Origin of the sequence: Mycobacterium sp. SMC-8, assembly GCF_025263565.1 — a bacterium.
Classification (GTDB): Bacteria; Actinomycetota; Actinomycetes; order Mycobacteriales; family Mycobacteriaceae; genus Mycobacterium.
Window position 1 is genome coordinate 5,546,253 of sequence record NZ_CP079865.1, and the last position, 14,010, is coordinate 5,560,262.

The following is a 14,010-nucleotide window of genomic DNA, read 5'->3' on the forward strand; positions in this document are numbered from 1 at the left end:
GTTCGCGCAACTGCCCGAACAACGGGCAGGTATCCCAGGTGCTCCGGAATACCTCCATCATCGACGGCTGCGCGTCGACCTGGGTCTGGTCACTCATCGATTCTTCCCTTCAAAATGCTGAATACTTACAAACAGTCTCAATACGTTGCCGAACCGCTTCGACTATTTCCCGTAGGGCGGGAATTCCGGCGAATCCGGGAAGCAGTGCAGCAGACCGGGGTCGTCGTCGAGCAGGCGTCGCCAGTAGCGGCGATAGTGCTTGAAATTCATGAAGTCCTGGTCGTTGCCGTAGACCACCTGGCCGTCGTACTCCCAGCGCACCAACGACCACCAGTTCAGGATGTCGCTGTTGATTGGCCATTTGAGCCAGTTCAACGTGGTGCCGACGGCGTGCAGTTCCCGGCCGAGCTCGTCGACGCAGTCGATGACCTGGGTGAGCACGCGGCCGTCGCGGCCGCGTACAGCGGTGCGGGTGCCATCCACGACCAACGCCTTGATCCCGTCGCGGATATAGAAGCCGGTGGTGACAGTCTCCGTGGTGCCCTCGATCGGGTCCTCTTCGAAGGACAGAGTGGTCTGCGGGTCGTAGAGGTGCCACGCACTTTCGGGCGACGCGAAGACATAGGGCCAGCCGGCGCGCAGCGGATCGGAGACGTCGGCGTGGCGAGGCCCCCACCCGCGGTCGCGCAGCGCACCACAGTCGATCTCGATCTTCTCGCCGTCGAGCTCGAGGGTGCCCTTGAACCAGCCGGACTGCTCATAGTGGCCGACGGAGTACTCGCCCTCTTTTTTCACCCAGTTCTTGATGCCCGGGTCTTCATCGCCACCCTTGGACAGCTTCATGTAGTGCGGCTCGGCCATCGCCGTCCAGACGAGGTCGAATTTGACCCCGTTGCGGTCGTAGGCGAAGTGATACTCCTGCTGCGGCGCGATCATCTTGCAGCTCAACGAGTTCGACAGCTCGAAGTTCATCATCTCCGCGCCCTCTGGTATAGCGAGGTGCTGGTCCCAGCCGTAGTACAGACAGTTGTAGACGTCCTCGCCCGTGTGATCCCAGATAGCGGGCCCGGCAACCACCAGATTCATATTCGGTCGCCAGTAGAAATAGATGAATCCACTGAGATTTCGCTCCGGCACGTTGAATCCGAGCAGGCTGTTCTCGCTCCAGTACGGATCGTCGCTGTGCGGGTGAAATTGCTCGTCAGCCAGGTTGATCTGGTCGTTCCAGCCCATGCTTTCTCCTACGTTGTCGTTGGTCGGTTACGGTCAGAACTCATTGAGTTCAGACCAGGCTGGCCGCTTGCGCGGACTCCAAATCGATTGCCATGTCGGCATACCGGCGGATCTGGTCGGTGATCACGGACACCGCGTGCTCGGAGTCCTCGACCTGAGCACCCATGCCCACGAACAGAAAGACGCCATACAGCGCGCCCTCGCGGTAGGCCGCCCATGCGGCGTCGAAGTCGTAGTCCTCGACGCCCGCGGCGACCAGGCGCCGGTGGTAATCCGCGACAAGGTCACGCTCGGCGGTACGGCGCTGATCGGTGGGCAGCGATGCGCCGACGAAGTACGCCGCATCGACGCCGGGGGGACCCATCCGTACGGTCTGGAAGTCCACGACCACGGTCCGGGCCGAACTGGCGTCGGTCGGGAACATCAGGTTGTCGCTGCGGAAGTCTCCATGCTGCACAACTGTCGGCGCCTTCCAACTGCGCACCCATTCCCCGGCGCGCGGCAGGACCGCCTCGAAGAGTTCGATATGTGCCGGGTCCAGGCGATCGCCGAATCGGGCGACGAACGTTTCGAGCCCCGCGGGCAGGGCATCGAAGGTCGCGATGGTGCGCTGCGGATTTGCGAGCCACTCGAGCTGAGCAAGCTTGGGTGAGTTCCACAGCGGAGCCTGGAAAGCGACGAGTTCGCCGAGGGCACGCGAGCATTCATCGGCCGTCGCGGCGCGAAAGACATCACCCGCGACCGAGCTTCCGCTGAGGTCCTCCAGGATCAGATTGAAGTCATGGTTGTTGCTTGCGAGTTGCGCCAGATAACAGTGCGCGAGGCCCATGTTCGGAACCAGCGGCGCAACGTCTTGGTAGAACCGTGTCTCCAGTTCGTAGAAGCCCATCGCCTGCGCTAGGCCATAGCTGCCAGGGTCCTCGGTCGGGTACTTCACGACCACCGACGCCGGCGCGGATGTCGGGCCCGCGTAGGTCAGGGTGGCCCGGGCCATCCGAGCGATGACGCCGTTCCCGACTGGTGCGACCTCGACGTTGGACAGGTCGGATTCGGCCAAGAGCCCGGCGCCCCCCAGCGCAGTTCGGAACCACTCGAGGTCCATTTGTTCCGGGCTGGTGACGATCGGGGCGGTACCGGTCGGGGTGGAGGCCTGCGTCATCGAAAGAATCTCCTGGGCTACTGATGGCTTCTGACGGAAAGTCCGATATCCGTGAACATCGGACACACTATTCGAACAGTATGTATGAGCCCAGGTGTGCTGTCAATCACTTAATCAAATTTCAATTAAAGATGTAACCCCGGCCCGCTTCAGGATGGTGCACGCATCTATCGCGCGCTGCAGGGACGCGGCACCTTCCGCGGGATCGCTCACGATCGGCAGGTAGTCCACCGGCGAGATCCAGTCGACACCGGCATCGACATAGGCCTGGAGTTGCGTGGCCACCTGCTCGGTGTTGCCCCAGATGTAGGCGCGTTCGGTCATCTTCCGGCCGGCCTTGCCGACCACCTCGTCGACGAAACTGTCGGGGGTGTCGTACGGCTTCATCTTCATGAAGTAGGTCCACCCGTCGGGTGTGGCGGGCTCGATCCCCTCCCGCCGCCAGTCCTGGGGCTGCGTGCGACCGAAGATCGCCGCTATCCAGCGAACCAGGCGGTTGTCGAGGGCACGATCGAGGACGGACTCGTCCTCGTGGATCAGAACAGGGCACAACGCCCCGACGCGATACTGGTCGGGATCCCGCCCTTTGGCCGCGACCTGTCTCCTGAGTTCGGTGATGTATTCGGCGGCATCGTCCGGAGTGGCCCACACGCACGGTGCCGCGCCCGCAAAACCGTCTCCGAGACTGGTCGACATGTCCAGGATCTTGGGCCCACCACCGAGCCCCCACAGTTTGGGGCGATGGTGTTTGGCCGCGCCGAGAAACGCCTTGTCGAGTGTCCAGTGATTGCCCTCGTGTGAGATCGGCTCGTCACTCTGCATGAACTTCTGGAAGACGTTGTACAGGTCCTCCAGCCGCGACAGTCCCTGGGAACGCTTCCAACCGAACGGGTTTATCTGCTTGACCTCGCCTGCGCCCACCATGAACGTGGCGCGCCCTTCGGTGATCTTGGCGAGCGTCAACATCTGGTGAACCAGCTGGGCCGGCCCGTTGCGGATCGAATCGGTGAGAAGTGTCAGATTCATGCCGGGGATGGCTGCATAGACGAAGGCAGCGAGGGCGAATGCGTCGTCCATCGAATCGGGGTCGGGCATCAGTCCCGCCAACGGGGAGTTCTCGACGGTCCACAATGACGGCGGAATGAAGTTCATGAGCTGATCCGACATGGCGATGCCATCGACGCCCGGGCTGGCGGCCGCCGCTTTGGCGGCGTCCACGGTGACTGACGCCGGTGCGTTCCTGTCGCCCCACAAGAAGATCGCCGTCTCGGCGATTCGGGATTCCCGCGATGTCATCGTGATCTCCTTGATGGTCCTCGGACACCGAGCCGACGTATGCGCGGACGACGCCTCTACTGGCAAACATTTCGAATCGCCGAACCGGCACCGCGAGGAGCGAACTTCTTTCCCCGGTTCGGGCGCAGGGAATCAACTCGGTCGACGTTGTATTCGAACAGTATGTATGCCCCGATGATGTGTTGTCAATCACAGATTTGGCGTCGGTGTGATCCCTGCGCCTCGAACGCCGCAGCCGCACCGCACCCGTAGGGAACCCCGCCACTCACCAGGGCGCCGGCACTGCAGTCGGGCATCGCACTTCCCGGCTGTTTCACGACTTCAACTGTGGCAGAGTTTATTTCATCGCGCGCTTGGAACGGTGCTCTCGCTCGACAACTATTTCCGCCGGCGCGCAATTCCCGAGGACGAGCCGAACTCGACGAATGTCGTGCACGTCGGCGCCGACAGTCAGAATAAACACCGGACGAGCGCGCCACCCCGCCGAGCATGGGCACGGCCACAGAAAGTCGCCACGGTATGCCACCCTTGACAACTGGATTCTATTCCATATTAATAACACCATCCACCGTCAGGAGCAAACCATGTCCAGCCCGCCGGACACTGCAACCAGGCAAGCCGAGATCCTGAAGCTCTTCGAGGCCGAACAACAGGAGCCACCACGGTTGCGCGGCCGCGCGGACGTTCCGGGGTCGCCCGACGGGCTCACCACCGACTGGCTCACCGATGCGCTGTGCTCGGGGCACGATGGTGCCCGGGTTGAGTCATTCGAACACGGAACCCAGTACAACGGAACGACTTCCGGTCGACGACTGCAGATTCACTACAATCGAGCCGGGAGTGACGCCGGGCTGCCCGAACGACTCTTCGCGAAATTCTCGCCCACCGTGCAGGCCCGGTGCCTGGTGGGGATCAATGGAAGCTCCGCAGGCGAGGTCGCGTTCTACAACGACATCGCCACCACGCTGCCCATCGAAGTGCCGACTTGCTACTACGCGGCTTTCGAGCCGCGGTCCTGTCGAACCTTCCTGTTGCTCGAGGACTTGGCCCAGACCAAGAAAGCGCGCTTCGGCACATCGATCGACCTCACCATCGACCGCGCGCAAGCGCAGAGCATGGTGTCGCTGCTGGCCACCCTGCACGGCGCATTCTGGGGCGAGGGCAACGGCCCTGCCTACCCCTATCGGACGTCGCTGGTCTATCAGGAGGACTTCAACGACACCCTGGGATTCGAACCACTGATGGTGGCCGGTCATGACATGGCGCTCGACGTTCTACCGCCTGCGCTGCACCGGCGTCGCCTCGACTGGCACCCCGCACTGATGCGGTCGATGGAGCTCAACGTCGCAGCGACACCGACTCTGCTGCACCAAGATACGCATCTGGCGAATTGGTACGCCCTACCGGACGGCTCGATGGGGCTCGCCGACTGGCAGTGTGTCGCGCGCGGTCAGTGGGCACTCGACGTCGCGTACGCCTTGTCGATCGGGCTGTCCACCGAGGATCGGCGCGCCTGGGAGCGCGAACTGATCGCCGGCTATCTGGATCAACTGGCCGAGACGGTCTCGGATACACCGACTTTCGATGAAGCCTGGCTTGCGTACCGGCAACAGATGTTTCACGCCGTGTCATTCTGGTTGGCCCCGTTCGGCATCGGCGAGGGTGGGCCGGTGGCCGCCGACGTCAGCCTGTCGAACATTCGACGCGCAGCCCAGGCGATCCACGATCTCGACTCGTTCGACGCGCTGGATGCGAGCCCGGGAAGCACCCGATGAACCGGAACGCACAGCTCGCATGCGCGTGGAGCGGTCCGATCATGGTGCTGATCTGGGTCGGCAGCTTCGTTGCTCTTGCCGGTTTTATCCCCCCGCCCGCGCCACTGAGCGGGGAGGCCGAGATCCTCCAGATGTTCACCGACCATGCCATGCCGATCCGGCTGGGTCTCATTCTGACGCTGTTCGCCTCAGCGCTGCTGGTTCCCTGGTCGGCGGTGATTGCCGTCCAGATGAGCCGCATCGAGGGCAAGCGTCCCGTGCTGGCCATCACGCAGGTGGCCCAGGCATCGCTGCTCTCGCTGGAATTCATCATCCCGTTGATGGTGTGGCAAACCGCAGCCTATCGCCCCACCCCTGAGCGAATTCACCTGGTGTACATGCTCAATGACATGGGTTGGCTGATGTTCGTCGGAGTCATCTCGTCGGCTGTGTTGCAGTGCCTCAGCCTCGGCATCGTCATCCTCATGGATAGCCGCGCGCAACCGATCTTCCCCCGTTGGACCGGTTATCTCGCCATCTGGACCGCGATACTGCTGGCGCCGGCCGGCGTGGTACCGCTGTTCAAGGACGGCCCCTTCGCTTGGAATGGTGTTTTCGGCTTCTTCGTTCCGCTCTGCATCTTCTGCGTCTGGGTGAGCACCACGACCTGGTTCCTGATCGCGGCGATCAAGCGCGAGGCCGATGAGGAGGCCGAGTTGCCGGCCTTGTCCTCGGCGAACCGAGTCACTCGACAGCTGAAGGACGAGATCGCATGAACCCCAGGCTGCGGATCCTCGGAGTATGGAGCGCTGCCGCGTTCTTCCTGCTCTGGTTGGTCGGCTTCGTCTTCTTCGCGCAGTGGATACCGCCGATACCCCCGTCGGCCGACGCAAACGAAGTCGCCGGCATCTTCGCCGCCAGGTCTGTTCCCATCCGGATCGGCATGGTGTTGATGAGCTTCGGCGCCGTCTTCTATCTGCCGTGGTCGATGGTGCTCGCCGACCTGATCAAGGAGCGGGAAGGGCGGTCGAATTTCCTGTCCGGCACCATGCTCGCGGCAGGTGTGCTGTGCTGCGTGACGTTCTTTCTCCCGGCGTTTCTGTGGGCGACCGCGGCGTTCCGACCCGAGCGAAACCCCGAGATCACCCAGGCACTGGTGGACCTCGGCTGGCTGTTCTTCATCACCCCCATCGCACCGTTCATCCTGCAGTACGTGATCCTGGCCGCGGTGACGTTCGGTGACAAGCGGGCGGCACCGATCTATCCCAGATGGTCCGGGTACCTTCAACTCTGGGTGAGCGTGTCGTTTCTGCCCGGCGTCGTCGCGATTTTCCTGAAGACCGGACCGTTCGCATGGAACGGACTGCTGGTGTGGTGGGTGCCCTTCGCCACCTTCACTGCGTGGTTCTTCATCATGATCGCGCTGACGAGGAAGGCCGTGCTGCGAGCCGAGCAGCCTACGCCTACAGACGAACTCGCAATCGAGGCCCGGTAGCGGGCGTACTCACTGCGCCCGCTCCAAGACGGTGACAACGCCGGCTGCGCCGTCGACGCGAACCAGGTCTCCATCGCGAAGATCGGTCGTGCCGGTGGCCGTGCCGATGACGCAGGGCACGCCGAGCTCGCGGGCGACGATCGCGCCATGACTGGCGGTGCCACCGATGTCGATCACCAGGGCCCCGGCCAGCATCATCAGCGACACCCAACTCGGGTCGGTGACCGAGCACACCAGGATGTCATCGATGTCGACGTCGGTGTCTGCGCCCGCGTCGAGCACGATCCTGACCCGTCCCTCGACGGTGCCCGGGCTGGCGCCGATGCCGCTGATCTCGGTGACCGTCGACGTAGCCGCTGTGGTGATCTCTCTCATCGCCGGGTTGCCCTCCCAGGTGTTGGCGACCATGTCCAACCCCTGATGGCGCACGTTGTCGGCGCGGCGGTCCGCGACCAGGGTCCGTAACTCGCGGTCGGTAGCGTCGAGCAGTTCCTCGACGAACAGGAAGAACACGTCGTCGACCCGGTCCAGTACACCCGCATCCACGAGTTCGGCACCGACCGCCCGTGCGGCGGCGCGAGCGCCGTCCAGCGACATCACGAAGGCCACTTTGCTCCGTTCCAGGCTGCGCGCCGCCGTGGGCGTCAACCGCAGGGCGAGCTTGGCCGCGGGACGCTGCCAAGTGGGCACCGCGGCCAGCACCGACTCGACGGCCACGGCCCGCGTCCGGTCGTCGCGGCGCGGGCCCTCGTCGGGCACATCCCGCAGCCGCTTCACCAACCGCTCGATCGGCGCCGGGTTCTCCCGCCAGGACTGGGCGGTGATGTCGCCGGCGTTCGGACCGTGAAATCCGTGGCGGGACAAGAACGTGGCCAGGTCCAGCCGATCCGCGGCCAGTGCCCGGAGGTCGTCGGCCACCGCGGCCTCCTCGAGCCCGCCGGGGGCCGCGAGCAGAGCGCTCGCCAACTCGGGGCGACCGCACTTCTCGGCCAGCGCGACGACCTGAGAACTTGCCCCCTGGAATATCATTCGGTTGCGGCTCTGGGCCACGACCGCATCGCCGAAGTGCGCCACCGCCTCGGCCAGCGCGGTGCGTGGCGGCGTGCCGTCGACGATCCCGTCGGGGCCGAACCGGGTGGACCACCACGCCGTGGTTTCGGACAGCACCATGGTCGCCGCTTTCCCACTACCGAGCAGCGCCACTCCCGCCTTGGCCGCCACCGCTGGTAGCCGCCAGCCGTAGCTACGGTCGACCACCCCGCCTCGCACCGAACCGGCGATATCGCGCTCGACGTCGTCGCCGGACACCCCGGGGAAACCGGACATGATGGCGCGCAAGGTGGTGATGTTCAGCACGGGCCGGCCGTGGAACACCCCGATCAGGTGTTCGGCCACATCATCGGGGTAGCTGGTGTCCTTCTCCGAAATGGCACCGAGTTGGGCGAACCCGCGTCGGGAACTGATATCGGTCAGCGGGCCATAGAACGACCATCCCAGCGGAACGATCACACCGGGAGTTACCTCGGCCATATTGCTTCGTGTCCAGCAGATCTCGGGCGGGGACGAGTAGGTCAGCGGATCGCTCACGTCGCCTCCATGAGGGACCGCATGTACTCACGGCTCTGCTGTAGCGGAAAGAACTCCTGCAGCTCGCCCCAGGCTTGGGTGCCGACTTTCCCGTCAATCCCTTCGATGGACCAACGCACCATGCACCACCACTGGAACGTGTACGGATAGCCCTGCCATCGCAGCCAATTCACGCATTCGCCGTCGACGACGAGATCGCGCCCGAGTTCGTCGTGTCCGCGCAGTTGGATTCGCAACGGTCGCCCATCGGTGCCGCGCTCGGTGACCCTGCGTTCGCCCTTGACCAGCGGGCTGGTCACCCCGTCCTGTCGCTGCCAGCCGAACAGCAGAGTCTCGGTGGTTCCTTCGATCGGGTCGTCCGCTACGGGCTGGTCGGCCACCACGAACAGGTGGAATCCGTCGCCGTTGTCGTCCAGCCCCCACGGGAAGTCGGCCCTGGGCATCGGCTTCGGACGGCGCGGCCCCCAGGAGTGATCCCGGTTCGACCAGCACCGGACTTCGAGCAGCTCACCACCAAGGGTGATGGTGCCCGTCATCCGTCCCGGCTGCTCGAAATGCCCGCTGCCCCACGCATCGGCTCCGCCGCTGCCCCACGTCGAGTGAAAGGGCTCAGCGGTGGCGGTCCACGTCAGGTCTGCCTGGCATCCTCTGCCGTCGTAGGTGATCGAGAATTCCTTCAGCGGCTGCACCATCTTGACCGTCAGCCCGTTGGGAAGCGCGCAGTCGAACATGTCCCACGTGGGATCGAGTGCCCAAAGATCGCCCCAGTCGTAGAAGAGGCAGTCATAGGGGTTCTCCCCGGATGGGTCCCACAACGCGATGCCCCCGACCGACAGTTTCATGTTGGGCCGATGGAATACCATCACCCAGCCGCTGATCAGGCGGTCGGGAATGCTGATCGGGAACCAGGCGCTTTCGTTCCAGTACACCTCGTCGCCTGCGTCGTGCAGCAAATCGTCCTCTGGGCCAACCATCGTCACGGGCACTCCCTATCCGTTGGCGTGCGCAGGCATGCTGCGCCAGCCCCACATGGTGGCCGCATCGTCGAAGCGGACCGCTTTGTCGAGTTCGACCGTGTAATCGGGCATCTTGGTGAGTACCTCGCGCAGCAGTACGTGGAACCACATCCGGAAGAGGCCGGCACCGACACACACGTGTGGTCCGTCCCCGAAAGCGATGTGCGGGTTCGGGGCGCGGTCGATGTTCACCGACGCCGGGCAGTCGAAGACCCGCGGATCACGGTTGGCCCCGGGCAACCAGATCAAGATCCGGTCGCCCGCGCGCAACTGGGCACCCTCGATCTCGATGTCCCGGGTGACGTTGCGAGCCAGGGACACTGCCGAGGACGTCTGCCGGAGAAGTTCCTCGCAGGCGGCCGGGATCAGGCTGTGGTCGGCCGCCAATCGTGCGCGTAACTCCGGGTCGCCGGCCAAGTAGGCCAGCGAGTTACCGATGGTCGCCGCCGGGTTCTCGGCCCCACCCACCAGGAGGGTGAAGATCATCCACATCACGTCATCGTCGTCGAGGTCGAACTCCGGCGACACCAGATGGCTGACGACGTCGTCGGTCGGATTGGTCTTACGCTCTGCCATCAACGCCTGAATGACGCCGATTGCATGACCCAGGGCCTCCATACCTTCCGCCATCTTCGGTGAGCCGGCGAAGTCGGGGTCGGAGGCGAATGGCATCACCTCGAGGGCGGCGTGGATGGACTTGATGAACGGCACCCGTTCGGCCTCCGGGAAGCCGAGATACAGCACCATCGAGCCGGCGGGGATCCGGTCGGCGATATCGCGCACGACGTCGAAATCACCCTTCGCCACCGCGTCGTCGACGGCCCCGACGATCAACTCCTCAAGCTGCGGAGCGATGCGGGCAACGGCTTTCTGATGGAACTTCGGCGTCAAAATCTTTCGTAATGTGCGGTGAAACGGTGGGTCGATCTCGGCCGGGATCAGCTTCGGACCGATCATCGTCGGAATCGTGACCCCACCGGTCATCTCCGGCGTCTTCAGCGACGAGAACACCTCCGCATCGCGCAGTACCCGCTTCGCCAGCGCGTGAGAGGCCACCACCCAGTAGCCGCCGTGCGCTTCGGTCCAGAAGATCGGATGGTCACTGACCTCGGCCAAGACTTGATCCCGCTGGTGCGAAGCCCGCACCGAGTGGTGATCGAAATCCAGTGTCGGAACCCGGATCACGCTGGTCATCGTGGTGTCTCCCCTAACCGATCGAAAGTTGCTGCGGCATTCGGCACCGTCACGCCTCCCGAGAATGGTAGCCGAACATAGTGTCCGAACATAGTGTTAAGTCGGAATGCCGGTCAATCGATCTGTCAACCGCGGGCGGCGATTTCGCGAGCCAACTCGGCGCGCACGGCATCGACTCTGGCTTCGACGAGCTGTGCAACGCGCTGTTCGACGGCGGGGCCGAGGGGCCATGACGTGCTGTCGTCACGAGGCGCGCGGCTGATTGCCCGGCGGACGACCAAGAGCATGACCACCATCCACAAAAAGAAGACGATGAACGGAATCCACCAGGGGAAGAGACCGTCCCATGCCAGCGGACCGGTCTTGAAGAACACGCAGAATGGGCCGGGCAGGAAGAGCAGCACCGTCCAGACGTTGAAATAGCCCACCCAGCGCGCAAAGACCCGTTCCCGTGACCGATCTTGGAATATCGCCACCGCGATCACCGCGGGCTGCAGGATCGCAGTGGCCCCCATACCGATGAACATCAGCCAAGGAATGTCGTCGAGTGCCTGGATGATCTCCGGTGAGCGGTCCGGACGGAACGCCGCAACCTCCAGGAACAGGGCCGGAATCATGAAGACCAGGACAGTCAGGCCGCCCAGAACGAGCTGCAGATCAGCCAGTACGGGATGGACCCCCGGCATCCGCTTCATCTGCGACGCGATCGCCGCGGACCACGACGCGTAGAACGGCGAGACGAACAGCGTCAGCAGTATGCCGAATCGAATCCCGGTGGTGTTCTCCCGATAGAACTCGGCAATCTGCGTCGGGTCGGCGGCCGGCGATGGCGGTGGCACGACGTGGGCGAAGGCAAGGAATCCGAACGCCCACAGCAGCACGAATACCGCGCCGCTCCAGTTGCACCAATGGAGGGTAATTCTGTGCGTCGACACGCTGCGCTCCTTCTTTCGAGGCCGCGTCCAAGACAGGACGTGATCGCGTCGCGCTCGAAGCGCGTGAGCTGGTCGTCGGCCGTCTCGACCAGTCGCCCAGCACAGGAGCCACTCCAAACATAGTGTCCGAATATAGTGTTACCCAAGCCGCCCGCGGGTAAGCGCTGTCGGGCTTGGGATCATCTCGGCACCCATCACCGCGTTACCCGGGTTCCACGAGGTACGCGATGAGCAACCGGCCGCCGTGGCGCCGGGACGTGGCGACTTCGCTATCTAATCAATGAAGCGGCGCACCAGGACCGGTGTGGACGAACATCAGTGGCATGCTCGGTGGACCGAACGGCAAGAGCAGGCCGGCGGCTCATACCGGGTCGGCCTCAACCGATGTCTGCCCGTTGCGGTTCGGGCGCACCGACTTCGAGGCGGCGCGAGCGTAGAGCGTCTCCCACACGACCGTCGTCATTCCGTCGAGACGGTCGGCGGCAGGGATGTCGCTGTCACTCATCAGTTGGTAGAGGCCGCGCTCAATCATCCACGCCAGCCACGGTGCGACACGTTCGAGGTCCAGGTCGGGATCGATCAGCCCGCTGAGTTGCTGCTCGCGGAAGCTGGCAGACATGTCGCCGAAGCGGCGCTCCATGACGCCCGCATACTGGGCACGTACGCGCCCGTCGTACGCGGCGGCTTCTGCGACCGCGGCCAGCATGTGCCGATGACGGGCATACTCGGCGACGATCTCGCCCAGTGCCGCCCTCAGATCGTCGCGGGTGGCGCCGGGCTGGAGCGAAAACCACGAGGAAGCCGCCTCGCCGACCTGCCGCGTGACACGATCGGCCAGCTCAAGCACGAGTGCGCCCTTGTCCTCGAAATACACGTAAAAGGTCGATCGGGCGATTTCGGCCCCGGTGATGAGCTGTTCAACACTGATCGCCGCGAAGCTGACGCCATCCACGATCTGCCGTTCCGCGGCAGCGAACAGTAGCGCGGCGATTTCCTCACGCCGCGTCGCCCGGCTGACTCGCGCCTTCCGCGGGTTGATTGGCATCGTGCGTCGCGCCTGTCTGTCGTTGATCCTCGCAAGTCTGGCTCTCAGACTATTCCGTTGAATGTCCACCGGATCAAGACGTTCGACCGTACGACCGGCGAGTCAACTTGGACAGGGAGCCTACCCGCATCCCATCGTCGTCGACATCTGCGATAGGCCCTCTTACTGATCATTCTCCGCAGAATCCGGCCGAGTCCGGCGCGTTCGTTTGTGCGTCACCGCTGTTCTGCGTCGAGAATTCGGAGCCGCTCGGATGACGAGGGTGATCAACACCGGAAGCCATGCGTCACCGAACTGCTCTCACCGGTTGCCGGGTACGAAACGAAAAGATGTCCGCGATGTCCCCAGGTGCGGCGTCCAGGAATCGCCCCCGACGAGCTCAGCGGTACTGGATCGCTGGTCTGTCCCACTTTGCGATTCAGGAGAAAATCTAGCAAGGATTAAGCGGCGATCGAGTCCACGGCCTCGGCCATTGCGGCAGCCTGTGGTTCACATCGCGAGCGGCGCGACCACTATTTCTCTGCGCGGGCGACCACTGCTGGGCGCCGTGCGCATATGATCCGGCGATGGCTAAGAAAGTCGCGAGCGCAGCGGCCGGTCCGGACGGCGACACCAAATCGCAACGCACCAGGGCGCGGATTCTGGATGCCGCCGCGCATGTACTGAGCGTGAAGGGCTTCGCGGGTACCCGGCTCACGGATGTCGCCGATTACGCCGAGATACAGGCACCGGCGATCTACTACTACTTTCCCTCCCGGGAAGACCTCATCGAGGAGGTCATGTTCTGTGGCATCAGCGACATGCGCGCTCACCTGCGGACCACCTTGGACGCCATGCCCGCCGACTCAACGGCGATGGACATGATCATGACGGCCGTGGAGGCTCACCTTCGGCATGAACTCGAGCTCTCCGACTACACCACAGCGTCGATTCGCAACTCCGGTCAGATCCCCGAGCACCTCCGTACCAGACAGAAGAAGGAGGAGGCTGCCTATGGCAGGATCTGGCAGGGCTTATTCGCCAACGCGCTCGCCGATGGGGACATCCGCAGCGACCTGGATCCAAGAATGGCCCGTTTGCTTGTGATGGGCGCCCTGAACTGGGCCGCAGAATGGTGGGACCCGCGACGTGGCTCGGTGGACGCCGTCGTGTCCAACGCGCAGATCTTGGTCCGCAGTGGTCTCAGCCCGTTGCCGGCCGCGACGCCAAAAAAGCGAGCAGCCCGGCGTCCCACAACCAGCTGATCCGGCGGAAGTCTCGTTCGTCCGGACGGAGTGACTCCCGACGCTTGGCAGT

12 protein-coding genes are annotated in these 14,010 nt (G+C 63.8%); 4 read left to right on the top strand and 8 right to left on the bottom strand.

Going from position 1 to position 14,010, the window contains the following annotated elements; all coding sequences use genetic code 11:
• Nucleotides 1-162: 162 nt before the first annotated feature.
• The 3 genes from KXD97_RS26700 to KXD97_RS26710 all read right to left on the bottom strand — a co-directional run bounded on the left by KXD97_RS26700 (nt 163) and on the right by KXD97_RS26710 (nt 3,688).
• Nucleotides 163-1,233: a hypothetical protein gene (locus tag KXD97_RS26700; protein ID WP_260753812.1), complete on the bottom strand. Its 1,071-nt coding sequence runs from the start codon at nt 1,231-1,233 to the stop codon at nt 163-165.
• A gap of 49 nt (nt 1,234-1,282) precedes the next feature.
• The gene (locus KXD97_RS26705; protein WP_260753814.1) at nt 1,283-2,392 is read right to left on the bottom strand and encodes an ecdysteroid 22-kinase family protein; all 1,110 of its coding nucleotides are present in this window, start codon (nt 2,390-2,392) and stop codon (nt 1,283-1,285) included.
• Between the two features lie 114 nt (nt 2,393-2,506).
• Nucleotides 2,507-3,688 carry an LLM class flavin-dependent oxidoreductase gene (locus KXD97_RS26710; protein WP_260753815.1) on the bottom strand — a complete coding sequence of 394 codons (1,182 nt, stop codon included), beginning with the start codon at nt 3,686-3,688 and terminating at the stop codon, nt 2,507-2,509.
• A gap of 425 nt (nt 3,689-4,113) precedes the next feature.
• Here KXD97_RS26710 and KXD97_RS26715 point away from each other — a divergent pair, with 425 nt between their 5' ends.
• Genes KXD97_RS26715 through KXD97_RS26725 form a run of 3 tightly spaced genes read left to right on the top strand, consistent with a single transcriptional unit; the run spans nt 4,114 to nt 6,937 of the window.
• Nucleotides 4,114-5,463: an aminoglycoside phosphotransferase family protein gene (locus KXD97_RS26715; protein WP_260753816.1), complete on the top strand. Its 1,350-nt coding sequence runs from the start codon at nt 4,114-4,116 to the stop codon at nt 5,461-5,463.
• A gap of 41 nt (nt 5,464-5,504) precedes the next feature.
• Nucleotides 5,505-6,218, top strand: a complete 714-nt coding sequence (locus tag KXD97_RS26720) for a hypothetical protein (protein WP_260753817.1) — start codon at nt 5,505-5,507, stop codon at nt 6,216-6,218.
• On the top strand, nt 6,215-6,937 hold the full coding sequence (locus KXD97_RS26725) for a hypothetical protein (RefSeq protein ID WP_260753818.1): 723 nt from the start codon (nt 6,215-6,217) through the stop codon (nt 6,935-6,937). The genes KXD97_RS26720 and KXD97_RS26725 overlap by 4 nt, the downstream gene beginning before the upstream one ends.
• A 9-nt stretch (nt 6,938-6,946) precedes the next feature.
• Here the strand turns inward: KXD97_RS26725 and KXD97_RS33215 are convergent, their stop codons facing one another.
• From KXD97_RS33215 to KXD97_RS26750, 5 genes are all read right to left on the bottom strand, one after another.
• Nucleotides 6,947-8,524 carry a PEP-utilizing enzyme gene (locus tag KXD97_RS33215; protein ID WP_313901327.1) on the bottom strand — a complete coding sequence of 526 codons (1,578 nt, stop codon included), beginning with the start codon at nt 8,522-8,524 and terminating at the stop codon, nt 6,947-6,949.
• The gene (locus KXD97_RS26735) at nt 8,521-9,504 is read right to left on the bottom strand and encodes a hypothetical protein (RefSeq protein ID WP_260753819.1); all 984 of its coding nucleotides are present in this window, start codon (nt 9,502-9,504) and stop codon (nt 8,521-8,523) included. Before KXD97_RS26735 ends, KXD97_RS33215 begins: the two co-directional genes overlap by 4 nt.
• A gap of 9 nt (nt 9,505-9,513) precedes the next feature.
• Complete coding sequence (locus KXD97_RS26740) at nt 9,514-10,734, bottom strand: cytochrome P450 (RefSeq protein ID WP_260753821.1); 1,221 nt, start codon at nt 10,732-10,734, stop codon at nt 9,514-9,516.
• A gap of 125 nt (nt 10,735-10,859) precedes the next feature.
• Entirely contained in the window at nt 10,860-11,669 is an 810-nt protein-coding gene (locus tag KXD97_RS26745; protein WP_260753824.1) for a hypothetical protein, read from the bottom strand.
• A gap of 361 nt (nt 11,670-12,030) precedes the next feature.
• Nucleotides 12,031-12,714 (bottom strand): TetR/AcrR family transcriptional regulator, encoded by a 684-nt coding sequence (locus tag KXD97_RS26750; protein WP_260753826.1) that lies wholly within the window; start codon nt 12,712-12,714, stop codon nt 12,031-12,033.
• A 566-nt stretch (nt 12,715-13,280) separates the two neighbouring features.
• Between KXD97_RS26750 and KXD97_RS26755 the strand changes: the two genes are divergently transcribed.
• Nucleotides 13,281-13,958 carry a TetR/AcrR family transcriptional regulator gene (locus tag KXD97_RS26755; protein ID WP_260753829.1) on the top strand — a complete coding sequence of 226 codons (678 nt, stop codon included), beginning with the start codon at nt 13,281-13,283 and terminating at the stop codon, nt 13,956-13,958.
• Nucleotides 13,959-14,010: the final 52 nt, after the last annotated feature.